The organism is Pseudomonas sp. BIOMIG1BAC (genome assembly GCF_001705995.2).
Classification (GTDB): Bacteria; Pseudomonadota; Gammaproteobacteria; order Pseudomonadales; family Pseudomonadaceae; genus Aquipseudomonas; species Aquipseudomonas sessilinigenes.
The window spans coordinates 5,280,528-5,306,385 of sequence record NZ_CP049045.1 but is presented as its reverse complement, the minus strand read 5'-3'; the positions used below and the strand labels follow the sequence as shown (position 1 = coordinate 5,306,385).

General features: G+C 61.7%; 23 protein-coding genes. 2 read left to right on the top strand and 21 right to left on the bottom strand.

Features of this window, described 5'->3' with window-relative positions; translation table 11 throughout:
- Positions 1-24: 24 nt before the first annotated feature.
- The 20 genes from nuoL to ATY02_RS24530 form a co-directional block, all read right to left on the bottom strand.
- The gene (gene nuoL, locus ATY02_RS24625) at positions 25-1,878 is read right to left on the bottom strand and encodes an NADH-quinone oxidoreductase subunit L (protein WP_068582502.1); all 1,854 of its coding nucleotides are present in this window, start codon (positions 1,876-1,878) and stop codon (positions 25-27) included.
- Entirely contained in the window at positions 1,875-2,183 is a 309-nt protein-coding gene (gene nuoK / locus ATY02_RS24620; RefSeq protein ID WP_022639653.1) for an NADH-quinone oxidoreductase subunit NuoK, read from the bottom strand. The genes nuoL and nuoK overlap by 4 nt, the downstream gene beginning before the upstream one ends.
- A 4-nt stretch (positions 2,184-2,187) precedes the next feature.
- Positions 2,188-2,688, bottom strand: coding sequence for an NADH-quinone oxidoreductase subunit J (gene nuoJ, locus ATY02_RS24615; RefSeq protein ID WP_068582499.1), 501 nt, complete (start codon positions 2,686-2,688; stop codon positions 2,188-2,190).
- 9 nt (positions 2,689-2,697) lie between these two features.
- Positions 2,698-3,246: an NADH-quinone oxidoreductase subunit NuoI gene (gene nuoI, locus ATY02_RS24610; protein ID WP_022639651.1), complete on the bottom strand. Its 549-nt coding sequence runs from the start codon at positions 3,244-3,246 to the stop codon at positions 2,698-2,700.
- An 11-nt stretch (positions 3,247-3,257) separates the two neighbouring features.
- Positions 3,258-4,265 (bottom strand): NADH-quinone oxidoreductase subunit NuoH, encoded by a 1,008-nt coding sequence (gene nuoH / locus ATY02_RS24605; protein ID WP_022639650.1) that lies wholly within the window; start codon positions 4,263-4,265, stop codon positions 3,258-3,260.
- A complete protein-coding gene (nuoG, locus tag ATY02_RS24600) occupies positions 4,262-6,976 on the bottom strand; it encodes an NADH-quinone oxidoreductase subunit NuoG (RefSeq protein WP_068582496.1) in 2,715 nt (904 codons plus the stop codon). The genes nuoH and nuoG overlap by 4 nt, the downstream gene beginning before the upstream one ends.
- A 132-nt stretch (positions 6,977-7,108) precedes the next feature.
- Complete coding sequence (nuoF, locus tag ATY02_RS24595; protein WP_068582249.1) at positions 7,109-8,473, bottom strand: NADH-quinone oxidoreductase subunit NuoF; 1,365 nt, start codon at positions 8,471-8,473, stop codon at positions 7,109-7,111.
- On the bottom strand, positions 8,470-8,967 hold the full coding sequence (gene nuoE, locus ATY02_RS24590) for an NADH-quinone oxidoreductase subunit NuoE (protein WP_012313767.1): 498 nt from the start codon (positions 8,965-8,967) through the stop codon (positions 8,470-8,472). Before nuoE ends, nuoF begins: the two co-directional genes overlap by 4 nt.
- Positions 8,968-8,969: 2 nt before the next feature.
- Positions 8,970-10,751, bottom strand: a complete 1,782-nt coding sequence (gene nuoC / locus ATY02_RS24585; RefSeq protein ID WP_068582251.1) for an NADH-quinone oxidoreductase subunit C/D — start codon at positions 10,749-10,751, stop codon at positions 8,970-8,972.
- A 71-nt stretch (positions 10,752-10,822) separates the two neighbouring features.
- Positions 10,823-11,497 (bottom strand): NuoB/complex I 20 kDa subunit family protein, encoded by a 675-nt coding sequence (locus tag ATY02_RS24580; protein ID WP_022639646.1) that lies wholly within the window; start codon positions 11,495-11,497, stop codon positions 10,823-10,825.
- Positions 11,498-11,507: 10 nt separating this feature from the next.
- Positions 11,508-11,921 carry an NADH-quinone oxidoreductase subunit A gene (locus tag ATY02_RS24575; protein ID WP_022639645.1) on the bottom strand — a complete coding sequence of 138 codons (414 nt, stop codon included), beginning with the start codon at positions 11,919-11,921 and terminating at the stop codon, positions 11,508-11,510.
- Positions 11,922-12,536: 615 nt separating this feature from the next.
- Positions 12,537-13,862 carry an isocitrate lyase gene (aceA, locus tag ATY02_RS24570; protein ID WP_068582254.1) on the bottom strand — a complete coding sequence of 442 codons (1,326 nt, stop codon included), beginning with the start codon at positions 13,860-13,862 and terminating at the stop codon, positions 12,537-12,539.
- Between the two features lie 484 nt (positions 13,863-14,346).
- Positions 14,347-15,117 carry a secretin N-terminal domain-containing protein gene (locus ATY02_RS24565; RefSeq protein ID WP_068582257.1) on the bottom strand — a complete coding sequence of 257 codons (771 nt, stop codon included), beginning with the start codon at positions 15,115-15,117 and terminating at the stop codon, positions 14,347-14,349.
- Between the two features lie 169 nt (positions 15,118-15,286).
- Positions 15,287-15,709, bottom strand: coding sequence for a GNAT family N-acetyltransferase (locus tag ATY02_RS24560; RefSeq protein ID WP_058434076.1), 423 nt, complete (start codon positions 15,707-15,709; stop codon positions 15,287-15,289).
- Positions 15,702-16,871 (bottom strand): cupin domain-containing protein, encoded by a 1,170-nt coding sequence (locus tag ATY02_RS24555; RefSeq protein ID WP_068582261.1) that lies wholly within the window; start codon positions 16,869-16,871, stop codon positions 15,702-15,704. The genes ATY02_RS24560 and ATY02_RS24555 overlap by 8 nt, the downstream gene beginning before the upstream one ends.
- A gap of 83 nt (positions 16,872-16,954) precedes the next feature.
- Positions 16,955-18,325 carry an adenylosuccinate lyase gene (purB, locus tag ATY02_RS24550; protein ID WP_068582263.1) on the bottom strand — a complete coding sequence of 457 codons (1,371 nt, stop codon included), beginning with the start codon at positions 18,323-18,325 and terminating at the stop codon, positions 16,955-16,957.
- Between the two features lie 127 nt (positions 18,326-18,452).
- Positions 18,453-19,076 carry a high frequency lysogenization protein HflD gene (gene hflD / locus ATY02_RS24545; RefSeq protein ID WP_011062179.1) on the bottom strand — a complete coding sequence of 208 codons (624 nt, stop codon included), beginning with the start codon at positions 19,074-19,076 and terminating at the stop codon, positions 18,453-18,455.
- Positions 19,073-20,206 carry a tRNA 2-thiouridine(34) synthase MnmA gene (gene mnmA, locus ATY02_RS24540; RefSeq protein ID WP_068582266.1) on the bottom strand — a complete coding sequence of 378 codons (1,134 nt, stop codon included), beginning with the start codon at positions 20,204-20,206 and terminating at the stop codon, positions 19,073-19,075. The genes hflD and mnmA overlap by 4 nt, the downstream gene beginning before the upstream one ends.
- 71 nt (positions 20,207-20,277) lie before the next feature.
- The gene (locus tag ATY02_RS24535; RefSeq protein WP_068582269.1) at positions 20,278-20,724 is read right to left on the bottom strand and encodes an NUDIX hydrolase; all 447 of its coding nucleotides are present in this window, start codon (positions 20,722-20,724) and stop codon (positions 20,278-20,280) included.
- A 201-nt stretch (positions 20,725-20,925) separates the two neighbouring features.
- Positions 20,926-23,151: an NADP-dependent isocitrate dehydrogenase gene (locus ATY02_RS24530; protein WP_068582273.1), complete on the bottom strand. Its 2,226-nt coding sequence runs from the start codon at positions 23,149-23,151 to the stop codon at positions 20,926-20,928.
- Positions 23,152-23,657: 506 nt separating this feature from the next.
- On the opposite strand from ATY02_RS24530, the gene icd reads away from it, so the two are divergent.
- A complete protein-coding gene (gene icd, locus ATY02_RS24525; protein ID WP_011062175.1) occupies positions 23,658-24,914 on the top strand; it encodes an NADP-dependent isocitrate dehydrogenase in 1,257 nt (418 codons plus the stop codon).
- Between the two features lie 78 nt (positions 24,915-24,992).
- Here the strand turns inward: icd and cspD are convergent, their stop codons facing one another.
- Positions 24,993-25,250: a cold shock domain-containing protein CspD gene (cspD, locus tag ATY02_RS24520; protein WP_068582275.1), complete on the bottom strand. Its 258-nt coding sequence runs from the start codon at positions 25,248-25,250 to the stop codon at positions 24,993-24,995.
- 224 nt (positions 25,251-25,474) lie between these two features.
- On the opposite strand from cspD, the gene clpS reads away from it, so the two are divergent.
- On the top strand, positions 25,475-25,837 hold the full coding sequence (gene clpS / locus ATY02_RS24515; protein ID WP_011062173.1) for an ATP-dependent Clp protease adapter ClpS: 363 nt from the start codon (positions 25,475-25,477) through the stop codon (positions 25,835-25,837).
- Positions 25,838-25,858 lie beyond the last annotated feature (21 nt).

Below are 25,858 nucleotides of genomic sequence, written 5' to 3'. Positions count from 1 at the left end.
TTTCGCAAGTTCGCAAGGTTCATATCAGACCGCTACCAGCACAATGGCACCGATGACCAGCACGGCACCGGCGGCCATCGAAGCGGCGTACCAACGCAGTTGACCGGTTTCGGTACGGCTCAGGGAGTTGTGGCCCCCCTTGGCCATACGCGGGATCAAACCGATGGTCTGATCGAGCGGGTCCTTGCGCAGTACATGGCTGATCGCCAGGTATGGCTTGACGAACAGTTTGTCGTAGATCCAGTCGAAGCCCCAGGCGGCGAACCACCAGGCCGAGAGCAGACGCCCGATGCCGCTGTTGGCGATGGCGGTTACCACGCGACGCTTGCCAAGGAACAACAGGGCAGCCAGCAGGATACCGGCCAGGGCGATGGCGCCCGAGGCGATTTCCAGGCTGTGCTTGGCTTCGCCGCCAGCATGGCCGGCGCTCAGAGGCAGCACGCCGTGCAGGGGCGGAGTGATCATCGCGCCGATACCGGTGGACAGCACGATCAGCACCACCAGCGGCAGCCAGTGGGAAATGCCGTGGCCGGCGTGGGCTTCGGTCTTGGCTTCACCGTGGAAGGCGATGAAGATCAGGCGGAAGGTGTACAGCGAGGTCATGAACGCACCCACCAGGCCGGCATACAGCAGGCCTTGGTTGCCGCTGGCGAAGGCTTCCCAGAGGATCTCGTCCTTGGAGTAGAAGCCGGCGGTCACCAGAGGCAGGGCCGCCAGGGCCGCACCACCGACGATGAAGCTGGCGTAGGCCAGGGGCAGTTTCTTCCACAGGCCGCCCATCTTGAAGATGTTCTGCTCGTGGTGGCAGGCCACGATCACCGCACCGGAGGCCAGGAACAGCAGGGCCTTGAAGAAGGCGTGGGTCATCAGGTGGAAGATCGCGCCATCCCAGGCACCCACGCCCAGGGCCAGGAACATGTAGCCGATCTGGCTCATGGTCGAGTAGGCGAGGATGCGCTTGATGTCGGTCTGTACCAGCGCGGCGAAGCCGGCCAGTACCAGTGTCACGCCGCCGACCAGGCCCACCAGGTGCAGGATTTCCGGCGCCAGGGTGAACAGGCCGTGGGTACGGGCGATCAGGTAGACACCCGCGGTCACCATGGTCGCGGCGTGGATCAGTGCCGAAACCGGGGTCGGGCCCGCCATCGCGTCCGCCAACCAGGTCTGCAGCGGCAGCTGGGCCGATTTACCGACCGCGCCGCCGAGCAGCATCAGGGTCGCCAGGGTGATCCAGAAGTCACCTGCCTGGAACTTCTGCGGCGCGGCTACCAGCAGTTCCTGGACGTTCAGGGTGCCCAGTTGCTGGAACAGGATGAACAGGCCGATGGCCATGAACACGTCGCCGATACGGGTGACGATGAAGGCCTTGAGTGCGGCGTTACCGTTGTTGCGGTTGCTGTAGTAGAAACCGATCAACAGGTACGAGCACAGGCCCACGCCTTCCCAACCGAAGTAGATGAACAGCAGGTTATCGCCGAGGATCAGGAACAGCATGCTGGCGATGAACAGGTTGGTGTAGGAGAAGAACCGCGAGTAGCCGGCTTCGCCACGCATATACCAGGACGCGAACAGGTGGATCAGGAAGCCGACGCCGGTGACCACGCCGAGCATGGTCACCGACAGGCCGTCCAGGTACAGGGTGAAGTTCGGCGCGAAGCCGTCCACCGACATCCACTGCCATAGCAGCTGGCTGTACGCGCCGCCTGCTGGCGGGGCGACATTGAACTGCCAGATCACGTAGGCGGCGGTGGCGGCCGAGAGGCCTACCGAGCCTACGCCGATCAGCGCGGACAGGTTCTCCGAGAACCGCCCGCGGGAGAACGACAGCAGCAGGAAGCCGATCAGGGGGAAGACGAAAGTCAGGAAGAGAAGGTTCATCCGCGCATCTCACTGGCAGCATCGATGTCGAGAGTGTGGAAGCGGCGATACAGCTGCAGCAGGATCGCCAGGCCAATACTGGCCTCGGCGGCTGCCAGGCTGATCACCAGGATGAACATCACTTGTCCATCCGGCTGCGCCCAGCGGGCGCCAGCGACGATGAAGGCCAGTGCCGAGGCGTTCATCATCACTTCCAGGCTCATCAACACGAAGAGGATGTTACGGCGGACCATCAGGCCGACCAGACCGAGGCAGAACAGGATGCCGGCAACCGCCAGCCCATGCTCGAGAGGGATAGTAGGCATCGTATTACTCCTTCGCCTCGTTGCGGCCCAAGTGGAACGCCGTGACGGCTGCGGCGAGCAGCAGCATCGAGGCGAGTTCGACCACCAGCAGGTAAGGACCGAACAGGCTGATGCCCACGGCCTTGGCGCCTACGGTGGTTTGACCGATACCGGCACCGCTCTGGTGGCTGAACAGGACGTACAGCAGTTCGGCCAGCAGCAGGGCGGCGAGGATCACCGGCCCGATCCAGATGCCCGGCTTGAGCCAGATACGCTCTTGCTGGACGGCAGCCGGACCGAGGTTGAGCATCATCACCACGAATACGAACAGCACCATGATGGCGCCGGCGTAGGCGATCACTTCCAGGGCTCCGGCGAACGGCGCGCCGAGGCTGAAGAAGGTCATCGCCACGGCGATCAGCGAAATGATCAGGTAGAGCAGGGCGTGCACAGGGTTGGTATTGGTCACCACACGAAGCGTGGAGACCACCGCAACACCTGACGCGAAATAGAAAGCGAATTCCATCGTTCTTCCTTAAGGCAGCAAGCTCTTCACGTTGATCGGCTCGGCTTCGTTCTGCGCGGTGCCTTTGGGCTTACCGGCAATGGCCATACCTGCAACACGATAGAAGTTGTAATCAGGGTTCTTTCCGGGACCGGAGATCAGCAGATCTTCTTTCTCGTAAACCAGGTCCTGACGTTTGAACTCGGCCATCTCGAAATCCGGTGTCAGCTGGATCGCGGTGGTCGGACAGGCTTCCTCGCAGAGACCACAGAAAATGCAGCGCGAGAAGTTGATGCGGAAGAAGTCCGGGTACCAGCGACCGTCTTCGGTTTCAGCTTTTTGCAGCGAGATGCAGCCCACCGGGCAGGCCACCGCGCACAGGTTGCAGGCTACGCAGCGCTCTTCGCCGTCGGGATCGCGGGTCAGTACGATGCGACCACGGTAGCGGGGCGGCAGGTACACCGGCTCTTCCGGGTATTGCAGGGTGTCGCGCTTGCGAAAGCCATGGCCGAAGACCATGACCAGGCTGCGCAACTGGGTACCAGTACCCTTCACGATGTCGCCAATATATTTGAACATGGGTCAAATCCTCACTGGGCCGCAACGGCTGGCGCGTTGTAGAGCACGAGCGCAGCGGTCACCAGCAAATTGATCAGGGTCAGCGGCAGGCAGAACTTCCAGCTGAAGTCCATCACCTGGTCATAGCGTGGGCGCGGGATCGAGGCGCGCAGCAGGATGAACAGCATGATGAAGAACGCGGTTTTCAAAGCGAACCAGACGAAGGACAGTTGCGGCAGGATGCCGAACGGACCGTGCCAGCCACCGAAGAACAGGGTGACCAGCAGTGCCGAGATCAAGATGATGCCGATGTATTCGCCAACGAAGAACATGCCCCACTTCATGCCGGCATATTCAATGTGGTAACCGTCGGCCAGTTCCTGTTCCGCTTCGGGCTGGTCGAAGGGGTGACGGTGAGTCACGGCCACGCCTGCGATGAAGAAGGTACAGAAGCCGAAGAACTGCGGAATGATGAACCACAGGTTCTGCGCCTGGTACTCGACGATGTCGCGCATGTTGAACGAACCGACCTGGGCCACGATGCCCATCAGCGCCAGGCCCATGAACACTTCGTAGGACACGGTCTGGGCCGAGGCACGCAAGCTGCCCAGCAGGGCGAACTTGTTGTTGCTCGACCAGCCGGCGAACAGCACCGCGTAGACCGACAGGCCAGCCATGGCGAAGAAGAACAGCAGGCCGATGTTCAGGTCCGCGACACCCCAGGTCGGGGTGATCGGGATGATCGCGAAGGCGATCAACAGGGCGCTCATGGCCACCACCGGTGCCAGGGTGAAGATCACCTTGTCGGCGAACGGCGGGGTCCAGTCTTCCTTGAAGAACATCTTCAGCATGTCGGCAGCGATCTGGAACATGCCGAACGGGCCAACGCGGTTCGGACCGTAGCGGTCCTGCCACCAGCCCAGCAGGCGACGTTCGACGAAGCTCAGCAGCGCACCAGCGATCACCACCGCCAGCAGGATGACGATCGCCTTGACGACCGTGAGGATCACGTCGATCACTTCAGGGGTAAACCAACTCATTGCGCCGCCTCCTGCAGACCGTCAACGGAAAAGCCTGCGAACGCCGGAGGAATCCCGGCCAGACCGACTGGCAAGGCCACCAGGCCAGCACCCAGCTCTTCGTTGATCCGCAGTGGCAGGCGCAGGGTCTGGCCAGCCAGGTTCAACGCGAGCATGGCGCCATCGTTGACACCCAGGCGGTCGGCCTCGGACTTGGCCAGGGCCACGTAGGCGGCTGGAATGCGTTCTTGTACCGGAGCGGCCTTCGAGGAGTTCTCCTCGCTGCCGAACAGGTGGTAGAACGGCACGGCCTGCCAGGTGCCCTGGGCCGGGGAGAAGGCCTTCGGTGCGCTGGCGAACCAGCTCAGGCGATCGCCCTGGCTTTCGATCAGGCGGGTACCCGGATCACCGGCGCGCAGGTGGCCGCCGACTTCGTCCTGGAACTTGTTCCAGGCTTGCGGCGAGTTCCAGCCCGGCGACCAGGCGAATGGCACTTGCGAACGCGGCTCGGCGGAGCCCGAGTAACCTTCCATGGAGTAGGCGAAGGCGGTATCCGGGTCTTGCGGAGTACGCGGTTCGTGCACGCTCTGGTTGGCGCGCATGGCGGTCCGGCCGCTGTAGCGCAGCGGTTCGCGGGCCAGCTTCATGCCCTTGATGCGGAACGCAGCGGACGGCGCGGCATCGACGATGCTGGCCAGTTGCGTGTTGCTCGCGGCGCAGGCAGCGGTTACCTGGTCCAGCTGGGTCCAGTCCACCGGCTTGTTCAGCAGGGTGCTGCGCAGGGCGTGCAGCCAGCGCCAGCCTTCGTGGACCATGATGCTGGCGTCCAGGTAGGTCGGGTCGAAGACCTGGAAGAAGCGCTGGGCGCGGCCTTCCTGGCTGACCAGGGTGCCATCGCCTTCGGCGAAGCTCGCTGCGGACAGCACCAGGTGCGCGCGTTCCACGGTAGCGGTCTGCTGGTGGTCGGCCACGATCACCACCTTGGCGGCGCTCAATGCGGCATCCACCTTGGCGGCGTCGGTGCGGGTGTACAGGTCGTTTTCCAGGACCACGATGGCGTCGGCACGGCCGTCGATCACCGCTTGCAGGGCCGCGTCCACCGATTCGCCACCGAGCATGGCCAGGCCGAGGCTGTTGGCCTCTGGCACCACCAGGCTGATGGAGCCGGCCTTGTCGCGCAGCTTCAGGGCCTTGGCGATGTTGGCCGCGGCCTCGATCAGTGCCTTGGAACCCAGGGAGGTACCGGACACGATCAGCGGGCGCTTGGCTGCCAGCAGGGCATCGGCGATGCGCTGGGCCAGTTCCTGGGCTTCGCGGTCCAGGCCTTCCACTGCCGGCGCGCTGGCGTCGATGGCGTGGGCCACGGCGAAACCGATGCGGGCCAGGTCGTCGGGAGCGGCGTGCACACACTCTTCGGCGACGTCGTCGAGGCGGGTTGCAGCCAGGCTGGCGATGAACAGCGGGTTCAGCGCGTGCTGGCCGATGTTCTTCACCGCGGCGTCGAGCCATGGCTGGACGCGCATGGCGTCGGCCATTTCCTCGGCCTTGCCCTTGACCGACTGGCGCAGGGCCAGGGCCATGCGGGCGGCGGTCTGGGTCAGGTCCTCGCCGAGGACGAACACCGCGTCGTGGTCTTCGACTTCACGCAGGTTGGGAATCGGCAGCGGGCTGTCCTTGAGCACTTGCATCGCCAGGCGGATGCGCTCCAGCTCGCTGGCTTCGATGCCAGAGTAGAAGTGCTCGGCGCCGACCAGTTCCAGCAACGCATAGTTGCTTTCCAGGCTGGCGCGTGGCGAGCCGATACCGACGATGTTGCGTCCGCGCAGCAGGTCGGCAGCCTGGTCCAGGGCCTGGTCCAGGTTCAGCTGGGTGCCGTCGGCCAGGCGTGGCTGGCGAGGGCGGTCCTTGCGATTGACGTAGCCATAACCGAAGCGGCCACGGTCGCAGAGGAAGTACTGGTTGACCGAACCGTTGAAGCGGTTCTCGATGCGTCGTAGTTCACCGTAGCGCTCGCCGGGGCTGATGTTGCAGCCGCTGGAGCAGCCATGGCAGATGCTCGGCGAGAACTGCATGTCCCACTTGCGGTTGTAGCGCTCGGAGTGGGTCTTGTCGGTGAACACACCGGTCGGGCAGATCTCGGTGAGGTTGCCGGAGAATTCGCTTTCCAGCACGCCATCTTCGACGCGACCGAAGTACACGTTGTCGTGGGCGCCGTAGACACCCAGGTCGGTGCCGCCAGCGTAATCCTTGTAGTAGCGCACGCAGCGATAGCAGGCGATGCAGCGGTTCATCTCGTGGGCGATGAACGGGCCGAGCTCCTGGTTCTGGTGGGTACGCTTGGTGAAACGGTAGCGGCGCTCGTTGTGGCCGGTCATTACCGTCATGTCCTGCAGGTGGCAGTGACCGCCTTCCTCGCACACTGGGCAGTCGTGCGGGTGGTTGGTCATCAGCCATTCGACGACGCTGGCGCGAAACGCCTTGGATTCCTCGTCTTCGATGGAGATCCAGGTGCCGTCGGAGGCAGGGGTCATGCAGGACATGACGATACGACCGCGGGTGTCGTTCTCGTCGGTGTACTGCTTGACCGCACACTGCCGGCAGGCGCCGACGCTACCGAGCGCCGGGTGCCAGCAGAAATAGGGGATGTCGAGGCCGAGTGACAGACAAGCCTGTAGCAGGTTGTCCGCACCGTTGACTTCGAGCGCTTTGCCGTCTACGTGGATAGTGGCCATGGTTCAAAGTTCTTCGTTGGCCCGCGTGAGCGGGCGTGGCTAATGGAAATCGGTGGGCCTGCGGCCCGCACCGAACGAGTCGGGCGGGCCGCGAGGCCGGCGGATGGCACGGACCATCCGCGATTCATCTTGTTATGCGCCGACCACGATCGGCTTGGCCAGGTTCGGGCGCAGGGCGTCGCCAGCACTTGCTGGAGCGACACCGGCCTCGAACTCGGACCGGAAATACTTGATGGCACTGCCCAATGGCTCGACGGCACCCGGTGCGTGAGCACAGAAGGTACGGCCTGGGCCGAGGAAGTTGACCAGGCCCAGCAGGGTCTCGATGTCTTCGGCGCGGCCTTGGCCTTTTTCCAGGGCGCGCAGCATCTTCACGCTCCATGGCAGACCGTCGCGGCACGGGGTGCACCAGCCGCACGACTCGCGGGCGAAGAACTCTTCCATGTTGCGCAGCAGGGACACCATGTTGACGCTGTCGTCCACCGCCATGGCCAGGCCGGTACCCATACGGGTGCCAACCTTAGCAATGCCGCCGGCGTACATTTGCGCATCCAGGTGCTCGGGCAGCAGGAAGCCGGTACCGGCGCCGCCTGGCTGCCAGCACTTGAGCTTGAAGCCATCGCGCATGCCGCCGGCGTAGTCTTCGAACAGCTCGCGGGCGGTAACGCCGAACGGCAGTTCCCACAGGCCCGGGTTCTTCACCTTGCCGGAGAAGCCCATCAGCTTGGTGCCATGGTCTTCGCTGCCTTCGCGGGCCAGCGACTTGTACCAGTCGTTGCCGTTGGCGACGATGGCCGGCACGTTGCACAGGGTCTCGACGTTGTTCACGCACGTCGGCTTGCCCCACACGCCGACGGCGGCAGGGAAGGGCGGCTTGGAGCGCGGGTTGGCGCGACGGCCTTCCAGGGAGTTGATCAGCGCGGTTTCTTCACCGCAGATGTAGCGACCGGCACCGGTATGCACGAACAGCTCGAAGTCGAAGCCGCTGCCGAGGATGTTCTTGCCCAGAAGGCCTGCGGCCTTGGCTTCCTCGATGGCACGGTTCAGGTGCTTGGCCGCGGTGGTGTACTCGCCACGCAGGAAGATGTAGCCGCGGTAGGCCTTCAGCGCACGGGCGCTGATCAGCATGCCTTCGACCAGCAGATGGGGCTGTTGCTCCATCAGCATGCGGTCCTTCCAGGTGTTGGGTTCCATTTCGTCCGCGTTGCACAGCAGGTAGCGGATGTTCATGGATTCGTCTTTGGGCATCAGGCCCCACTTCACGCCGGTGGGGAAGCCTGCACCACCACGCCCCTTGAGGCCGGAGTCCTTGACGGCCTGGACGATATCGTCCTGGGACATCTGCGCCAGTGCCTTGCGGGCAGCGGCATAGCCGTTCTTGGACTCGTACTCGGCCAGCCAGACCGGCTCGCCGTCGTCACGCAGGCGCCAGGTCAGCGGGTGGGTTTCGGCCGTGCGCGCGATGCGGTTGGCCGGGCCGAAGGAAGTAATGGTCATACGTAACCCTCCAGCAGCTTGGAGACGCCGGCAGGTTGCACGTCGCCAAAGGTATCGTCGTCGATCATCAGCGCCGGGGCCTTGTCGCAGTTGCCCAGGCAGCACACCGGCAGCAGGGTGAAGCGACCGTCGGCGGTGGTCTGGCCGAGGCCGATGCCCAGCTCGCTCTGGATCTGGCTGACTACCGACTCATGGCCACCGATGTAGCAAACCATGCTGTCGCACACGCGAATGATGTGGCGGCCTACTGGCTGGCGGAAGATCTGGCTATAGAAGGTGGCCACGCCTTCGACGTCGCTGGCGGGGATGCCCAGCACTTCGCCGATGGCATAGATGGCGCCGTCCGGCACCCAGCCACGTTCCTTCTGGACGATCTTCAGGGCCTCGATGGACGCCGCGCGCGGGTCCTCGTAGTGATGCATCTCGTGCTCGATGGCCGAGCGCTCGGTTTCGCTCAGGGCGAAACGGTCTGTCTGGATAAGCGTGCTGTTCATGCTTAGCGGTCCACGTCAGCCATAACGAAGTCGATACTGCCCAGGTACGCGATCAAGTCCGCGACCATGCTGCCGCGGATCACCGAAGGGATCTGCTGCAGGTGCGCGTAGCTTGGGGTGCGGATCCGGGTGCGGTAGCTCATGGTGCCGCCGTCGCTCGTCAGGTAGTAACTGTTGATGCCCTTGGTGGCCTCGATCATCTGGAAGGATTCGTTGGCCGGCATCACCGGGCCCCACGAAACTTGCAGGAAGTGCGTGATCAGGGTCTCGATGTGCTGCAGGGTGCGCTCTTTCGGCGGCGGCGTGGTCAGCGGATGATCCGCCTTGTACGGGCCTTCCGGCATGTTGCGCATGCACTGGTCGATGATGCGGATACTCTGGCGCATCTCCTCGACGCGGACCATGCAGCGGTCATAGGCATCGCCGTTGTGGGCCAGCGGGACTTCGAACTCGAAGTTCTCGTAACCCGAGTATGGACGGGCCTTGCGCAAGTCGAAGTCGCAACCGGTGGAACGCAGGCCGGCACCGGTGGTGCCCCACTCCAGGGCTTCCTTGGTGTTGTAGGCGGCGACACCGATGGTCCGGCCCTTGAGGATGCTGTTCTGCAGGGCAGCCTTGGTGTATTCGTCGAGGCGCTTGGGCAGCCAATCGACGAACTCCTTGACCAGCTTGTCCCAGCCGCGCGGCAGGTCGTGGGCCACGCCGCCGATGCGATACCAGGCCGGGTGCAGGCGGAAGCCGGTGATGGCCTCGATGACCTTGTAGGCGCGCTGACGGTCGGTGAAGGTGAAGAACACCGGAGTCATGGCGCCCACGTCCTGGATATAGGTACCCAGGAACAGCAGGTGGCTGGTGATCCGGAAGAACTCGGCCAGCATGATGCGGATGGTGTCGACCTTTTCCGGCACCTTGATGCCGGCCAGCTTCTCGACCGAGAGCACGTACGGCAGGTTGTTCATCACCCCGCCGAGGTAGTCGATACGGTCGGTGTAGGGAATGAAGCTGTGCCAGGACTGGCGCTCGGCCATCTTCTCGGCACCACGGTGGTGGTAGCCGATGTCCGGTACGCAGTCGACGATCTCTTCACCGTCCAGCTGCAGGATGATGCGGAAGGCACCGTGGGCCGAAGGGTGGTTCGGTCCCAGGTTGAGGAACATGTAGTCCTCGTTGGCCCCGGAACGCTTCATGCCCCAGTCTTCAGGGCGGAAGCGGGCGGCTTCTTCTTCCAACTGCTGCTTGGCCAGGTTCAGGCTGAACGGGTCGAATTCGGTGGCGCGGGCCGGGAAGTCCTTGCGCAGCGGGTGACCTTCCCAGGTCGGCGGCATCATGATCCGCGAGAGGTGAGGGTGGCCGGCGAAATCGATGCCGAACATGTCCCAGACTTCGCGTTCATACCAGTTGGCGTTGGGCCAGATGCTGGTGACGGAGGGCAGGTTCAGGTCGCCCTCGGACAGGGCCACCTTGATCATCACGTCGCTGTTTCGTTCGATCGACAACAGGTGGTAGAAGACGCTGAAGTCGGCATCCGGCAGGCCCTGGCGCTTGGTGCGCAGGCGCTCGTCCACGCCGTGCAGGTCATAGAGCATGACGTATGGCTTGGGCAGGTTGCGCAGGAAGGTCAGGACTTCGACGAGCTTGGAGCGGGTAACCCAAAGCACCGGCATGCCGGTGCGGGTGGCTTGGGCGGTGAACGCCTCGGCGCCAAAACGGTTATTGAGTTCGACGACCACATCCTGGTCGTCAGCCTTATAAGGCGGGATGTACAGAGCACTGCCTGTAGTCATGGTTTTTTATCGCTTTCGGTCAACGTAAAGAGTGAAGCCAGTGTCGTTTCTTGGTTAAGAACAGATCTGGATCAGACTTCGTCAGGGCTGCGCAGGTTGGTGACCTGAATACGCTGTTCGCGGCGCTGTTCCTTCTGCGACGGCATTTCAGCGCGATACACGCCTTGGTCGCCGACGACCCAGGAAAGTGGGCGACGCTCCTGGCCAATGGATTCTTGCAAGAGCATCAAGCCCTGCAGGAATGCCTCGGGACGGGGCGGGCAGCCAGGTACGTAGACGTCCACGGGCAGGAACTTGTCCACCCCCTGAACTACGGAGTAGATGTCGTACATGCCACCGGAGTTGGCGCACGAACCCATGGAGATGACCCACTTGGGCTCGAGCATTTGCTCGTAGAGACGCTGGATGATCGGTGCCATCTTGATGAAGCAGGTACCGGCAATGACCATGAAGTCCGCCTGGCGTGGCGATGCCCGGATAACCTCGGCGCCAAAGCGCGCGATGTCGTGGGGCGCCGTGAAGGCGGTGGTCATTTCCACGTAGCAGCAGGAGAGACCGAAGTTGTACGGCCACAGGGAGTTCTTGCGACCCCAGTTGACCGCGCCACTCAGCACGTCTTCCAGCTTGCCCATGAAGATGTTTTTGTGGACCTGATCCTCTAACGGATCGGCAACGGTTTCCCGTTGGCCGATTGGATACTGGTCGTTAGGAGCATCAGGGTCGATCCTGGTGAGATTGTATTGCATCGCCAAAGCCTCATTGTTTTAGCTTCGCCTGCCGCTTACGACGACCTTCCGGAGCCCAGTCAAGAGCCCCCACTCGCCAAAGGTAGACAAGACCTGCCAACAGAATTGCTATGAAAACGAGAGCTTCGACGAATCCGGTCCAGCCGCTTTCGCGGACGGACACAGACCAGGCAAAGAGAAATAGGGCTTCGATATCGAAGATCACGAAGAGCATCGCGACCAGATAGAATTTGGCTGAGAGCCGCAAGCGGGCGCCACCGGTAGGTAGCATGCCGGACTCGAACGGTTCGTTTTTACTGCGGCCCCAGGCTTTTGACCCGAGCAGGCTGGAGAGGCCGAGCATGAAGGCGCAGAGGCCGACAACACCCAGAAGGAAAATGGCAAAGCCCCAGTTGTGGGCCATGAGTCCTGTCGCTTCGGGCATGCTGGTAATCCTTAACAGAGAGCAAGAGTCTCTGAGCTTGAAAAAGAGATAAAACAGTGACGATATGTCGCAGTGCAATCAATCGCGCTGATTTTATGGCTAAACACCGGGCAAGTAAAATTTCTGAAGCGAAATTGTTTATCGTAATAAGGACATAGCTCACCTCAGCAGCCCCGCAAGCCGCAGCCTGCGGGCATTAGCGGAGATTTCGTTAATTATGTTTTGTTGCTGCTGTAACGAAGAATGCAATATCTAAATGATAATCAATATTGTTTAGAGGCTATTTAAAAGTGCTTCCCTTCGATGAGCGGGAAAGTTGCTTGTTATATCCCTGTTACTGCAAGTAGCAGGGGCGCACCTTTTAACCCGTTTTACCGGCGGCGATACCGCCCTGGGTCAATGTTTCGATGATTTTTTATGACGCAGTGGTCCTGGGTCGGGATCCTACGCCCGGCAGATCGATGCCCTGTGTCCCGCAAGTGCGTTGCGTGGAGTGATCGGGGAAGCCGCGGGCAAAAAAAAACGCCCCGAACCAGTCGGGGCGTCAGATTTACAGCAATGCAGTTGTTCTTACCGGGTCTGCATTGGCCGCTTGATCAGGGCGTGATGCCTGGATCAGTGGAACTGCTCTTCTTCGGTGGAGCCGGTCAGGGCGGTTACCGAGGACTTGCCACCCTGGATCACGGTGGTCATGTCGTCGAAGTAGCCAGTGCCCACTTCCTGCTGGTGTGCCACGAAGGTGTAGCCTTTGGAGGCGTCGGCGAATTCCTGCTCCTGCAGCTTCACGTAGGCGGTCATGTCGTTGCGGGCGTAGTCGTGCGCCAGGTTGAACATGCCATGCCACATGTTGTGGATGCCGGCCAGGGTGATGAACTGGTGTTTGTAGCCCATTGCCGACAGTTCGCGCTGGAACTTGGCGATGGTGGCGTCGTCCAGGTTCTTCTTCCAGTTGAAGGAAGGCGAGCAGTTGTACGACAGGATCTGGTCCGGGTACTCCTTCTTGATCGCCTCGGCGAAGCGACGGGCCTCGTCCAGGTCCGGCTTGGCGGTTTCGCACCAGATCAGGTCGGCGTATGGCGCGTAGGCCAGGCCGCGGGCGATAGCCTGGTCGAGGCCGGCGCGTACTTTGTAGAAACCTTCCTGGGTGCGCTCGCCCACCACGAATGGCTGGTCGTATGGATCGCAGTCGCTGGTCAGCAGGTCAGCGGCGTTGGCGTCGGTACGGGCCAGGATGATGGTCGGTACGCCGGCAACGTCGGCCGCCAGGCGGGCAGCGGTCAGCTTCTGTACGGCTTCCTGGGTTGGAACCAGTACCTTGCCGCCCATGTGGCCGCACTTCTTCACGGAAGCCAGCTGGTCTTCGAAGTGAACGCCGGCGGCGCCTGCCTCGATCATGTTCTTCATCAGCTCGTAGGCGTTCAGGACGCCGCCGAAACCGGCTTCGGCGTCAGCCACGATCGGTGCGAAGTAGTCGACGTAGCCTTCGTCACCTGGGTTCTTGCCGGCTTTCCACTGGATCTGGTCGGCACGACGGAACGAGTTGTTGATGCGCTTGACCACGGTTGGAACCGAGTCCACCGGGTACAGCGACTGGTCTGGGTACATGGATTCGGCCGAGTTGTTGTCGGCAGCCACTTGCCAGCCGGACAGGTAGATGGCCTGGATGCCAGCCTTGACCTGTTGCACGGCCTGGCCGCCGGTCAGGGCGCCCATGCAGTTGACGAAGTCTTTTTCCGGGCGGAAGGATGGGTGGGCACCCTTGGTCACCAGGTTCCACAGTTTTTCCGCACCCATGCGGGCCAGGGTGTGCTCTGGCTGGACGGAACCACGCAGGCGAACGACATCGGCGGCGGAGTAGGTACGGGTCACGCCTTTCCAGCGCGGGTTTTCGGCCCAGTCTTTTTCGAGGGCTGCAATTTGCTGTTCGCGTGTCAGTGCCATGGAGATAAACCTCGTCGCATAGGTCTTGGTGGAAAATTCCTGCTCCGCCGATTACGCAGGTCCTGAAAAAGTGCGTAGAAGGCTGCTCGCTGACCAGGGGCTGGATGCTCAAGTCGAGTCTGGCGGGAGTGCGACGGTCGAACGATGGGCTCGAGGGGAAAGTGAGCAGGTGGAGGCGAGCTGCGGGCGCATTCGGGCGTCGTGGGCCTTGGTGCGTTCCTTCAGTGTGTTGCCGATCTACCTAATTACGCTTCCGTCCCTCGGGACAACTTCGTTCCAGTCGCAATCTCGTCAAACACACCTTGTGGGCGGTACAGACACGAATCGGCTCAGGTGGGTGGGTTAGAGCAACGATCCGAAGGCCCTTGCCAGGGCCCCTGATTAGCGGGAGCGAGGCCATCATGCCCGCGGTTTTTTGCCTCGTCAAATGTTTTGTAGTGCTTTTTTCAAGGCACTACATCTTTGGTCTAAGACGACTAATCAGTCAGTTTTCGGTGCTTTGGTCCAGGGCATCGACCTTGACTCGCAACGTCATGTCATCCCGGCCTTGGGTCGAGTAACTGCGGCCCAGGCCCTGTTTGTCGGCCTGGGTCTGGCGATTGACGCCGGCCAGGGTGATCCACTCGCCCAGCCGGCCGCTGACCGTTGTGTCGGTGCTTTGCACGTTCACTACATCGGGGCGCTCCTGGCTCATGCGGTCGCGATTGGTGCTGATAGCCAGGTGCACGGTTTGCCCGGTCACGCTGGCCGTGACATAGAACCCCTGGGTGACATTGCGGTACTGGGTCTGATTGAGCAGGCGGCCATAGGAGTCGGTCTGGGTGCTGGTCAGGGGCACGCTCTGGCCGACCTGGATCAGCGCCGGTACGCCTTCGCTCGCCTGGACCTGCTGGATTCCACCGTCGCGACTCTCGGTACTGCGGTTGATGATGCGGGCCTGCGGTGCGCCGTTGACGGTGTAGCCCTGGTTGTCCTGGAAGTTGTTCTCGTTGGTGTCGACGGTGATCAGCAGGCGTCTGGCGGGGGTGTCGAGTTGGGCGAGAAAGGCGCGCAGTTCAGCGATACGGCCCGGCTCGGCGTTGACGATCAACTGGTTGCCATAGGTGCTGACCTTGCCATCCTTGCCGAGGAAATTCTGAGCCACCGGCAGCAGGTCGGCACTGGTGCGATTGTTCAGGGGCACGATTTCGGTGGCCGCCATGACTGAGCAACTGAAGGTCAGCAGCAGTGTCGTGAGCAGGGTGCGTAGGGACATATCCGTTATCTCCGCGAATAGCTGGCGTAAGGCTTTGAGTTTGACACTTTGTCGGCCTGGGGTGGGGCAAGTTGAATCCTGGACGGCAAAACGCCCCGCCATCCTGGTCCAGGCCTCGAGGGCGCAGGGGATGGCGGGGCGTCTGTTGCACGCGTGGGCGAGTGGGCTATCAGGCGCCGCGCACCATGTCGACGTGGGGGATGCCTGCTTCGAGGAACTCCTCGCTGACGATGGAGAAGCCCAGGCGCTCGTAGAACGGCGTGGCCTGGACCTGGGCGCTGAGCATCTGCTGCTTCAGGCCGCGCTTCTCGGCTTCGTCGATCACTGCGCGCATCAGCGCATCGCCGACCTTCAGGCCGCGCCAGTCCTTGAGCACCGAGACCCGGCCGACGTGACCGTCGGGTAGCAGGCGTGCGGTGCCGATGGCGAAATCGCCTTCGAAAGCCAGGAAATGCACGGCGCCATTGTCGTCGGAATCCCACTCCAGCTCGGGTGGAACCGATTGTTCGGCAATGAATACCGCTTCACGAATGCGCCGGATCTCGGCGTTATCCCTTTGCCAGTCTGCGACACGTACGTGAATTTTATTCATCGGCAAATCCCAGGCTCCCTTGCTTGATCAGTTCGCACAGCAGGCCGCGTCCATCGTCATCTGCCAGCCATGGGCCAAGATTGTCGACATGCAGGGCATCAGCGGCGCAAATCATTTTCAACAGTTCGCGCAGTTTACCGGGAAGCAGGCGGCTTTGGCCGCTGGCAAACAGTAACAAGTCTTCATCCACCTCGGACCAGGCCAGGCGTGCGCTTGGATTACGGATCAGCACGGCACCCTGTTCCAGGCTGTCGAGCAGGTCCTCTTCCTCCAGCGCCTCCGGGCCTGCTACCAGTTCTGGATAGCGAGGTTCGGTCATGAACTGGCCGAACCAGGTCAGCAGCAAGCGTTCGTCGCTCATGTGTTCGGCCAGCAGGCTCTTGAGGCGATCGAGTGCATCGCGCTGGATCTGGTGCGGATCGATGGCCGGTTGTGCGTCGGCGTCGGTGTAGCGCTCTTCGTCCGGCAGGAACTGGCTGAGGAAGTCGGTGAAGTGGGTCAGCACTTCGGCGGCGCTTGGTGCGCGAAAGCCTACCGAGTAGGTCATGCAGTCGTTCACGGCAATGCCGTAGTGGGCCAGGCGTGGCGGCAGGTACAGCATGTCGCCCGGCTCCAGTACCCAGCTTTCGGTTTCTTCGAATTCGGCGAGGATGCGCAGGTCCGCATGTTGCATCAGCGGGCTGTCGGAGTCGCACATCTGGCCAACTTTCCAGTTGCGCTTGCCCTGGCCCTGCAGCAGGAACACATCGTAGTTGTCGAAGTGCGGGCCGACGTTACCGCCCGGGGCCGCGAAGCTGATCATCACATCGTCGATGCGCCAGCTGGGCAGGAAGCGGAACTGCTCCAGCAACTCGGCGACTTCTGGGACGAACTGGTCGACGGCCTGGACCAGCAGGGTCCAGTCGCGCTCCGGCAGTTTGCTGAACTCGTCTTCGGCAAAGGGGCCGCGACGCAGTTCCCAGGGGCGTTCGCCGTTCTCGATCACCAGGCGTGATTCGACTTCCTCTTCCAGGGCGAGGCCGGCGAGCTCGTCGGCGTCGATCGGGCTTTGGAAGTCAGGTATTGCCTGGCGGACCAGCAGCGGTTTCTTCTGCCAGTAGTCACGCAGGAATTCCCGTGCGGTGAGGCCGCCCAGAAGTTGCAGAGGAGTATCAGGATTCATGTGTAACCTATTGAAAAAATGTATTTTTCTAGCAGGAATAAAAACGCCCGGCGCGGCCGGGCGTCGAAAAATCAAGCGCTACGTCAGATGCGCTTAGCCTGGGCCACGGCGTTGCCGATGTAGTTGGCCGGGGTGAGCTGCTTGAGCTCGGCCTTGGCCGCGGCTGGCATGTCCAGGCCGTCGATGAAAGTCTGCAGTGCCTCGGGGCTGATGCCTTTGCCGCGAGTCAGCTCCTTGAGCTTTTCGTACGGGTTTTCGATGTTGTAGCGACGCATTACAGTCTGGATCGGCTCGGCCAGTACTTCCCAGCAGGCGTCCAGGTCCTCGGCGATTTTCTGTGCATTGAGCTCCAGCTTGCTGATGCCCTTCAGGCTGGCCTCGTAGGCAATCACGCTGTGGGCAAAACCGACGCCCAGGTTGCGCAGCACGGTGGAGTCGGTCAGGTCGCGCTGCCAGCGGGAGATTGGCAGTTTGCTGGCCAGGTGCTGGAACAGCGCATTGGCGATGCCCAGGTTGCCTTCGGAGTTCTCGAAATCGATCGGGTTGACCTTGTGCGGCATGGTCGAAGAGCCGATTTCGCCAGCGATGGTCTTCTGCTTGAAATACCCCAGGGAGATGTAGCCCCAGACATCGCGGTCGAAGTCGATCAGGATGGTATTGAAGCGGGCGATGGCGTCGAACAGCTCGGCGATGTAGTCGTGCGGTTCGATCTGCGTGGTGTAGGGGTTGAAGGCCAGGCCCAGCTCGTCTTCGATGAAGGCGCGGGCGTTGGCTTCCCAGTCGATGTCCGGATAGGCCGACAGGTGGGCGTTGTAGTTGCCTACGGCGCCGTTGATCTTGCCCAGCAGCGGTACGGCGGCGACCTGAGCGATCTGGCGCTCCAGGCGGTACACCACGTTGGCCAATTCCTTGCCCAGGGTAGTCGGCGAAGCCGGCTGGCCATGGGTGCGCGAGAGCATCGGCACTTCTGCGAAGCGGATCGCCAGTTCGCGGATGGCGTTGGCGGTCTGGCGCATCAGCGGCAGCATCACTTCGTCGCGGCCTTCGCGCAGCATCAGGGCGTGGGACAGGTTGTTGATGTCTTCACTGGTGCAGGCAAAGTGGATGAACTCACTGACTTTGGCCAGCTCGGGCAGCTTGGCAGCTTGCTCCTTGAGCAGGTACTCGATGGCCTTGACGTCGTGGTTGGTGGTGCGCTCGATTTCCTTGACACGCTCGGCGTGCTCAAGGGTGAAGTTTTCTGCCAGCGCGTTGAGTACGGCGTTGGCTTCGGCGGAGAAGGCCGGTACTTCGCTGATGGCGTTGTGGGCAGCCAGACGCTGGAGCCAGCGTACTTCAACGAGGGCGCGAGCACGGATCAGGCCGTATTCGCTGAAAATAGGCCGCAGGGCCTGGGTTTTGCCGGCGTAGCGGCCGTCAACAGGGGAAACCGCAGTGAGCGAAGAGAGCTGCATGGGGTGTTCTCGGACAGTCGGGCAACGAAATGGGGCGCGTATCATACATGAAAATATCCGCCGGTCCGTTGCCAACTGACCAGCGTCTTACGCGCAGCTCTTGAAAAGCGGGTAGGGCGAGCGCAGCTCAGCTGCTGCGCATCAATGGATACAACTCTTTGAGCAACTTGCGCCGGCTGATCACCAATTGCCAGCGATGGCCGCCCAGTTGGCGCCACAGGCGTGCCGAGCGGATACCGGCCAGCAGCAGTGCGCGGATCTTCGAGGCATTGCTCGGCTGCTGCAGGTTGCGCATGTCGCCGTGGACCTGGATGCGTTGGCGCAGGGTGCTCAGGGTGTCCTGGTACAGGCCGCCACAGGCGGCGATGACGTTCTCGTGGGCCGGGCCGAAGTGCTCCACCTGGGACTGGATCTGGGGCAGACGCTTGCCGATGGTCTCCAGCAGGTCGTCGCGCTTGGCCAGTTGGCGCTCCAGGCCCAGCATCGACAGGGCATAGCGCAAGGGTTCGCGCTGTAGCGTGCTGGGGTCGCGCTCGAGGGCGCCGATCAGTGCGCGATAGCCTTCGCGAAGGTTGATATCGTCGCCGCCATAGACTTCCAGGGTGTCCTTCGGGTCGCGAATCAGCAGGCTGCCGAGCATGCAGCTCAGGGCGGCCTCGCTGACTTGTCCGGTCTTGGCGATCCGGTCCACCAGGACCGCGGCGAGGAATACCCCGCCCAGTGCCGTCAATTGCTCCTGGATCGGGCTCATGGACGCTGGTCCTTACTGGTCCAGGGCTCGGCCACTTCGATGACGCCGCCGCCGAGGCAGACTTCACCGTCGTAGAACACCACGGACTGGCCCGGAGTCACCGCGCGTTGCGGGTCGTCGAAGGTGGCGCGGTAGCCGTTGGCGGTCTTTTCCAGGGTGCAGGGCTGGTCGCCCTGGCGGTAGCGCACCTTGGCGGTCAGGCGTCGAGGCTGGCTGAGGTCGACGGGGTTGACCCAATAGATCTCGGAAGCCAGCAGAGCGCGTGAGAACAGCCAAGGGTGGTCATTGCCCTGGCCGACGATCAGCTCGTTGTGCTCCAGGTCCTTGACCAGCACGTACCACGGCTCGTCACCGGCGTCCTTGAGGCCGCCGATACCCAGGCCCTGGCGCTGGCCGATGGTGTGGTACATCAGGCCGTGGTGGCGGCCGATGACTTCACCCTCGGTGGTCCTGATCTCGCCGGGCTGGGCCGGCAGGTATTGCTTGAGGAAGTCGCTGAAGCGTCGTTCACCGATAAAGCAGATGCCGGTGGAGTCTTTCTTCTTTGCTGTGGCCAGATCGTGTTTCTCGGCAATCGCGCGCACTTCGGGTTTTTCCAGTTCGCCCACCGGGAACAGGGTCTTGGCGATCTGCTCGCCGCCCACGGCGTGCAGGAAGTAGCTCTGGTCCTTGTTCGGGTCCAGGCCCTTGAGCAGCTCGGTGCGAGCGTCGATATCACGGCGGCGCACGTAGTGGCCGGTGGCGATCAGGTCGGCGCCGAGCATCATGGCGTAGTCCAGGAACGCCTTGAACTTGATTTCCCGGTTGCACAGGATGTCCGGGTTCGGTGTGCGGCCGGCCTTGTACTCCTCCAGGAAGTGCTCGAACACGTTATCCCAGTACTCGGCGGCGAAGTTGGCGGTGTGCAGCTTGATGCCCAGCTTGTCGCAGACGGCCTGGGCGTCGGCCAAGTCGTCCATGGCGGTGCAGTATTCGGTTCCGTCGTCTTCCTCCCAGTTCTTCATGAACAGGCCTTCCACCTGGTAACCCTGCTCCATCAGCAGGAGGGCGGAAACGGAAGAATCCACGCCGCCGGACATGCCGACAATGACGCGCTTCTTTTGGGTGTCAGAAGGGGCTGGATCACGCATAGGAATTCAACGGGTGTCTGGAAAAAGGACGGGATTCTAACAGGCTGACGCCTGCAAGGGGGAAACTGCGATCAAAGCGACGGACGGATCAACGCCAGGCTGTGCAGGTGACCGGCCAGGTAATCGTCCAGGCACTGCAGGATCAGCTCGCTGCGCCAGTGGGCGCGCTGCTCCAATAATTGCTCTGGAGTCAGCCAGCGTGGGCCGATGATGCCGTCGTCCAGTGGGTAGTCGGGGTGGTGGCGCAACGGCCTGGCGGCGAAGCACACGCGCTGGTAGGTCACGCCGTTGCTGGGGGCGGTGTAGAGGTAGATACCCACTACGCCGGTCAACTCTACGTCCCAGCCGGTTTCTTCAAGGGTTTCGCGCACGGCTGCCTGCAGCAGGCTTTCATTCGCGTCCAGGTGTCCGGCGGGCTGGTTGAGGACCGCCTGGTCGCCCTGGAACTCCTCGACGAACAGGAAGCGTCCCTGGTCCTCGACGATGGTGGCGACGGTGATATGGGGTTGCCATTCCATAGGTAGGGCTCTGTTTGAGTGGGCGATCATCATAAAACGAACACCCGTGCCTGTAGGAGCGAAGCTTGCTCGCGATGAAGGTAACGCGTTTCGCCTGACCCATCGCGGCCCCTTTTCGCGAGCAAGCTTCTGCAGGCATGGGGTTGTCCAGAAAGCACAAACCCCGGCGCGGGGCCGGGGTTTGCGTTACAGCGGTATGGCTTAAGCCAGTGCAGCGATAGCCGCGTTGAGCGTGGCGCTCGGGCGCATGGCCTTGCTCACCAGCTCAGGGTTGGCTGCGTAGTAGCCGCCGATGTCCACTGGCTTGCCTTGTACGCCGTTGAGTTCGGCGACGATGGTCGCTTCGTTCTCGCTCAGGGCCTTGGCCAGAGGAGCGAACTGCGCTTGCAGTGCTGCGTCCTCGGTCTGGGCTGCCAGGGCCTGGGCCCAGTACAGTGCCAGGTAGAAGTGGCTGCCGCGGTTGTCGATGTTGCCGACTTTGCGCGATGGCGACTTGTTGTTGTCCAGGAACTGGCCAGTCGCCTGGTCCAGGGTCTTGGCCAGGACCAGGGCCTTGGCGTTGTCGTAGGTGTTGCCCAGGTGCTCCAGGGAGGCGGCCAGTGCCAGGAACTCGCCCAGGGAGTCCCAGCGCAGGAAGTTTTCTTCCAGCAGCTGTTGCACGTGCTTCGGAGCGGAGCCGCCGGCGCCGGTTTCGAACAGGCCACCGCCGTTCATCAATGGCACGATGGACAGCATCTTGGCACTGGTGCCCAGTTCCATGATCGGGAACAGGTCGGTCAGGTAGTCGCGCAGCACGTTGCCGGTCACCGAGATGGTGTCCTTGCCGTCGCGGGTGCGGGCCAGGGTGAATTTCATGGCTTCGACCGGCGACATGATGCGGATGTCCAGGTCGCTGGTGTCGTGGTCCTTCAGGTAGGCCTGGACCTTCTCGATCATCACGCCGTCGTGGGCGCGCATCGGGTCGAGCCAGAAGATCGCCGGGGTGCTGCTGGCGCGGGCGCGGTTGACGGCCAGCTTGACCCAGTCCTGGATCGGCGCGTCCTTGGTCTGGCACATGCGGAAGATGTCGCCAGCTTCGACTTTCTGCTCCAGCAGCAGGCCGCCCTTGCTGTCGGTGACGCGTACCACGCCGTCGGCCTTGATCTGGAAGGTCTTGTCGTGGGAGCCGTACTCTTCGGCTTTTTTCGCCATCAGGCCGACGTTCGGCACGCTGCCCATGGTGGTCGGGTCGAAGGCGCCATTGGCCTTGCAGTCTTCGATCGCTGCCTGGTAGATGGTGGCGTAGCAGCGATCCGGGATCACCGCCTTGGTGTCGTGCAGCTGGCCGTCGGTGCCCCACATTTTGCCGGAGTCACGGATCATGGCCGGCATCGAGGCGTCGACGATGACGTCGCTCGGCACGTGCAGGTTGGTGATGCCCTTGTCGGAGTTGACCATGGCCAGGGCAGGGCGGGCGGCGTAGACGGCCTGGATGTCAGCCTCGATCGCAGCTTGCTGCTCGGCTGGCAGGGCCTTGATGCGGGCGTACAGGTCGCCGATGCCGTTGTTCAGGTTGAAGCCGATTTCCTGCAGCACTTGGGCGTGCTTGGCCAGGGCGTCCTGGTAGAACTCGGCGACGATCTGGCCGAACATGATCGGGTCGGAGACCTTCATCATGGTGGCTTTGAGGTGGACCGACAGCAGTACGCCCTTTGCCTTGGCATCTTCGATTTCGGCAGCGATGAAGGCGCGCAGGGCCTTCTTGCTCATCACGGCGCAGTCGAGGATCTCACCGGCTTGTACGCTGGTTTTTTCCTTCAGGACAGTGGCGGTACCGTCCTGGGCAATCAACTCGATCTTGACGCTGTCGGCGGCTTCGATCAGCGCGGCCTTTTCGCTGCCGTAGAAGTCGCCGTTGCTCATGTGGGCAACGTGGGACTTGGAGTCCTGGGCCCAGGCGCCCATCTTGTGCGGGTGCTTGCGGGCGTAGTTTTTCACCGACAGCGGGGCGCGGCGGTCGGAGTTGCCTTCACGCAGGACCGGGTTCACGGCGCTGCCCTTGACCTTGTCGTAGCGTGCCTTGGCGTCTTTCTCGGCGTCGGTGCTGGCGTTTTCCGGGTAGTCCGGCAGGGCATAGCCCTGGGCCTGCAGCTCCTTGATGGCCGCTTGCAGTTGCGGGACCGAGGCGCTGATGTTCGGCAGCTTGATGATGTTGGCTTCTGGAGTGACTGCCAGCTCGCCCAGTTCGGCGAGGTGGTCCGGCACGGCCTTGGTGCCCAACTGCTCGGGGAAGCTGGCGAGGATGCGGCCTGCCAGGGAGATGTCGCGGGTTTCCACGGCGATATCAGCCGAAGCGGTGAAGGCTTCTACGATAGGCAGCAGGGAATAGGTGGCGAGGGCGGGTGCTTCGTCGGTGAAGGTGTAGATGATCTTCGAGCGGGTGGGCATATTCGGATTAACTCTCTTCTTTGCTAAAGCGTGCGCAGAAACTCGAGGTGCGCCGGGTAAGCGCTTTCGTTCAAAGGTCATCCATGAGCCGAATGTCGAGGTTTCTTCGCGGTGATGTTGGGTGCATCAGTCGAGCGTCAAGCGGGTGGGCTGCGGTAACAACCCGGCTTTGGGCGGCCAGTCTCGGCTAGTCTTTTTCCGGTTGCAGAGCGTTCGGCCGTCGTGACTCTGTGGTCAGCGGCGGCATTATACATAGGTAGCTAGCAAAACGCCGTCGCTTCATAGGCATGGGCGCTCGTCCATTGGTCTAAAGGTCGCAGGCAAGGGGGCGGAGTAGAGTCGTCTGCAGTGCTCGAATTTGGCAGTTTTCCCTTTGCTTTCAGGCTTGTAGGCCGCGCGCTGCGCAGCTTTCGCGGCATATGGGTGGAACATGAGGTTCCCGTCCAGATGCAACTGGGTTACGCTCGAACGCAGCCAGATGTTCAATCCACACAACGGAGTTCAGCATGGGATACAAGAAGATTCAGGTTCCAGCAGTCGGCGACAAAATCACCGTCAACGCAGACCATTCTCTCAATGTTCCTAACAACCCGATTATTCCTTTCATCGAAGGCGACGGTATTGGTGTCGATATCAGCCCGGTCATGATCAAGGTTGTCGATGCTGCAGTTAAGAAGGCCTACGGCGGCGAACGCAAGATTTCCTGGATGGAAGTCTATGCCGGGGAAAAAGCGACTCAAGTGTACGACCAGGACACCTGGCTTCCCCAGGAAACCCTGGACGCGGTGAAGGACTACGTGGTTTCCATCAAGGGCCCGCTGACCACCCCGGTCGGTGGCGGTATTCGCTCGCTGAACGTGGCGCTGCGCCAGCAACTGGACCTGTATGTGTGCCTGCGTCCGGTGCGCTGGTTCGAAGGCGTGCCCAGCCCGGTGAAGAAGCCTGGCGATGTGGACATGACCATCTTCCGTGAGAACTCCGAAGACATCTACGCCGGTATCGAGTGGAAGGCCGGTTCGGCCGAGGCCACCAAGGTGATCAAGTTCCTTAAAGAGGAAATGGGCGTCACCAAGATCCGTTTCGACGAGAATTGCGGCATCGGCGTCAAGCCGGTATCCCTGCAGGGCACCAAGCGCCTGGCGCGCAAGGCGCTGCAGTATGTGGTGGACAACGATCGCGACTCGCTGACCATCGTGCACAAGGGCAACATCATGAAGTTCACCGAAGGTGCCTTCAAGGAATGGGCCTATGAAGTGGCGGCCGAGGAGTTCGGTGCGACCTTGCTCGATGGCGGTCCATGGATGCAGTTCAAGAACCCGAAAACCGGCAAGAACGTCATCGTCAAGGATGCCATCGCCGATGCCATGCTCCAGCAGATCCTGCTGCGTCCGGCTGAATACGATGTGATCGCTACCCTCAACCTGAACGGTGACTACCTGTCCGACGCCCTGGCAGCGGAAGTTGGTGGTATCGGTATCGCCCCGGGCGCCAACCTGTCCGACACCGTGGCCATGTTCGAGGCGACCCACGGTACCGCGCCCAAGTATGCCGGCAAGGACCAGGTCAACCCGGGCTCGCTGATCCTCTCCGCCGAGATGATGCTGCGCCATATGGGCTGGACCGAGGCGGCGGATCTGATCATCAAGGGCACCAATGGTGCTATCTCGGCCAAGACCGTGACCTACGACTTCGAACGCCTGATGGACGGTGCCACCCTGTTGTCGTCCTCGGCCTTCGGTGATGCGCTGATCTCGCACATGTAAGCTGAGCTGCGGGCAAAACGAACCGGCCGATTCAATCCCTTGAATCGGCCGGTTTTTTATGACTGGATGTTGGGTGAATCAGCTCAAGGCGCTCTCATGAAGGACTTCGGTGGCGACAGTTTCGCCGGGTGCCTTCAAGGAGTTTATTTTGACCGCATGCAGTCCCTTGGGCCCTTGGATGATCTCGAAGCTCACGGCCTGTCCGGCTTTCAAGGTCTTGTAGCCATCCATTTCGATGGCCGAGTAATGGGCAAACAAGTCATCGCTCTTGCCCTCCTCATTAATAAAGCCGTAACCCTTGGCATTGTTGAACCACTTGACCTTACCGCTAGCCATACTCATATCCCTCTGCAACAGACTCCATCACTGGAGTATCATCCAGTTCATCCGCCGCCAAACTTGGTAAAAAGATTGACGCCGCGGACGTTTATTACCCAATGTGGGCCCTATTGGTTGTAACACCGTTTTGCCGATAGTCAAGGTGACCCGGCGGTCGGAGTTGAATTCCTCAAAGAGCGCCCCCACCACTGTATTTGCACAACTGACGAACCTTTCTTTCCATGCATGCAATCAGCCAGATTCGACTAACATTCAATCAGGATCGCCCGGACTTGCACGACGACGATTCCGCTGGCTTGGCGGTACAGGAGGCCAAGCCCGCATTGCAGGCGCCGCCAATGTACAAGGTGGTTTTGTTCAACGATGACTACACACCGATGGATTTCGTCGTCGAAGTGCTCGAGATGTTTTTTAACCTGAATCGCGAGCTGGCGACCAAGGTCATGCTGGCCGTCCATACCGAAGGGCGGGCAGTGTGTGGATTGTTTACCCGCGACATCGCCGAGACCAAGGCCATGCAGGTCAACCAGTACGCCAGGGAAAGCCAGCATCCGCTACTCTGTGAAATCGAGAAGGACGGTTAACTCCGACCACTTGGGTATGAG

Excerpts from the sequence above, each read along its gene's own strand:
- ATY02_RS24535 (WP_068582269.1), bottom strand. The coding sequence starts at position 20,724 with ATGGAATGGCAACCCCATATCACCGTCGCCACCATCGTCGAGGACCAG.
- nuoI (WP_022639651.1), bottom strand. The coding sequence starts at position 3,246 with ATGTTCAAATATATTGGCGACATCGTGAAGGGTACTGGTACCCAGTTG.
- nuoK (WP_022639653.1), bottom strand. The coding sequence starts at position 2,183 with ATGCCTACTATCCCTCTCGAGCATGGGCTGGCGGTTGCCGGCATCCTG.
- ATY02_RS24575 (WP_022639645.1), bottom strand. The coding sequence starts at position 11,921 with ATGCCCGAAGCGACAGGACTCATGGCCCACAACTGGGGCTTTGCCATT.
- nuoJ (WP_068582499.1), bottom strand. The coding sequence starts at position 2,688 with ATGGAATTCGCTTTCTATTTCGCGTCAGGTGTTGCGGTGGTCTCCACG.
- hflD (WP_011062179.1), bottom strand. The coding sequence starts at position 19,076 with ATGAGCCCGATCCAGGAGCAATTGACGGCACTGGGCGGGGTATTCCTC.
- nuoL (WP_068582502.1), bottom strand. The coding sequence starts at position 1,878 with ATGAACCTTCTCTTCCTGACTTTCGTCTTCCCCCTGATCGGCTTCCTG.
- nuoG (WP_068582496.1), bottom strand. The coding sequence starts at position 6,976 with ATGGCCACTATCCACGTAGACGGCAAAGCGCTCGAAGTCAACGGTGCG.
- nuoF (WP_068582249.1), bottom strand. The coding sequence starts at position 8,473 with ATGACCATTACTTCCTTCGGCCCGGCCAACCGCATCGCGCGCACGGCC.
- nuoH (WP_022639650.1), bottom strand. The coding sequence starts at position 4,265 with ATGAGTTGGTTTACCCCTGAAGTGATCGACGTGATCCTCACGGTCGTC.
- mnmA (WP_068582266.1), bottom strand. The coding sequence starts at position 20,206 with ATGCGTGATCCAGCCCCTTCTGACACCCAAAAGAAGCGCGTCATTGTC.
- clpS (WP_011062173.1), top strand. The coding sequence starts at position 25,475 with ATGCATGCAATCAGCCAGATTCGACTAACATTCAATCAGGATCGCCCG.
- ATY02_RS24565 (WP_068582257.1), bottom strand. The coding sequence starts at position 15,117 with ATGTCCCTACGCACCCTGCTCACGACACTGCTGCTGACCTTCAGTTGC.
- nuoE (WP_012313767.1), bottom strand. The coding sequence starts at position 8,967 with ATGAACAGCACGCTTATCCAGACAGACCGTTTCGCCCTGAGCGAAACC.
- ATY02_RS24530 (WP_068582273.1), bottom strand. The coding sequence starts at position 23,151 with ATGCCCACCCGCTCGAAGATCATCTACACCTTCACCGACGAAGCACCC.
- purB (WP_068582263.1), bottom strand. The coding sequence starts at position 18,325 with ATGCAGCTCTCTTCGCTCACTGCGGTTTCCCCTGTTGACGGCCGCTAC.
- ATY02_RS24555 (WP_068582261.1), bottom strand. The coding sequence starts at position 16,871 with ATGAATCCTGATACTCCTCTGCAACTTCTGGGCGGCCTCACCGCACGG.
- ATY02_RS24560 (WP_058434076.1), bottom strand. The coding sequence starts at position 15,709 with ATGAATAAAATTCACGTACGTGTCGCAGACTGGCAAAGGGATAACGCC.
- nuoC (WP_068582251.1), bottom strand. The coding sequence starts at position 10,751 with ATGACTACAGGCAGTGCTCTGTACATCCCGCCTTATAAGGCTGACGAC.
- ATY02_RS24580 (WP_022639646.1), bottom strand. The coding sequence starts at position 11,497 with ATGCAATACAATCTCACCAGGATCGACCCTGATGCTCCTAACGACCAG.
- aceA (WP_068582254.1), bottom strand. The coding sequence starts at position 13,862 with ATGGCACTGACACGCGAACAGCAAATTGCAGCCCTCGAAAAAGACTGG.
- cspD (WP_068582275.1), bottom strand. The coding sequence starts at position 25,250 with ATGGCTAGCGGTAAGGTCAAGTGGTTCAACAATGCCAAGGGTTACGGC.
- icd (WP_011062175.1), top strand. The coding sequence starts at position 23,658 with ATGGGATACAAGAAGATTCAGGTTCCAGCAGTCGGCGACAAAATCACC.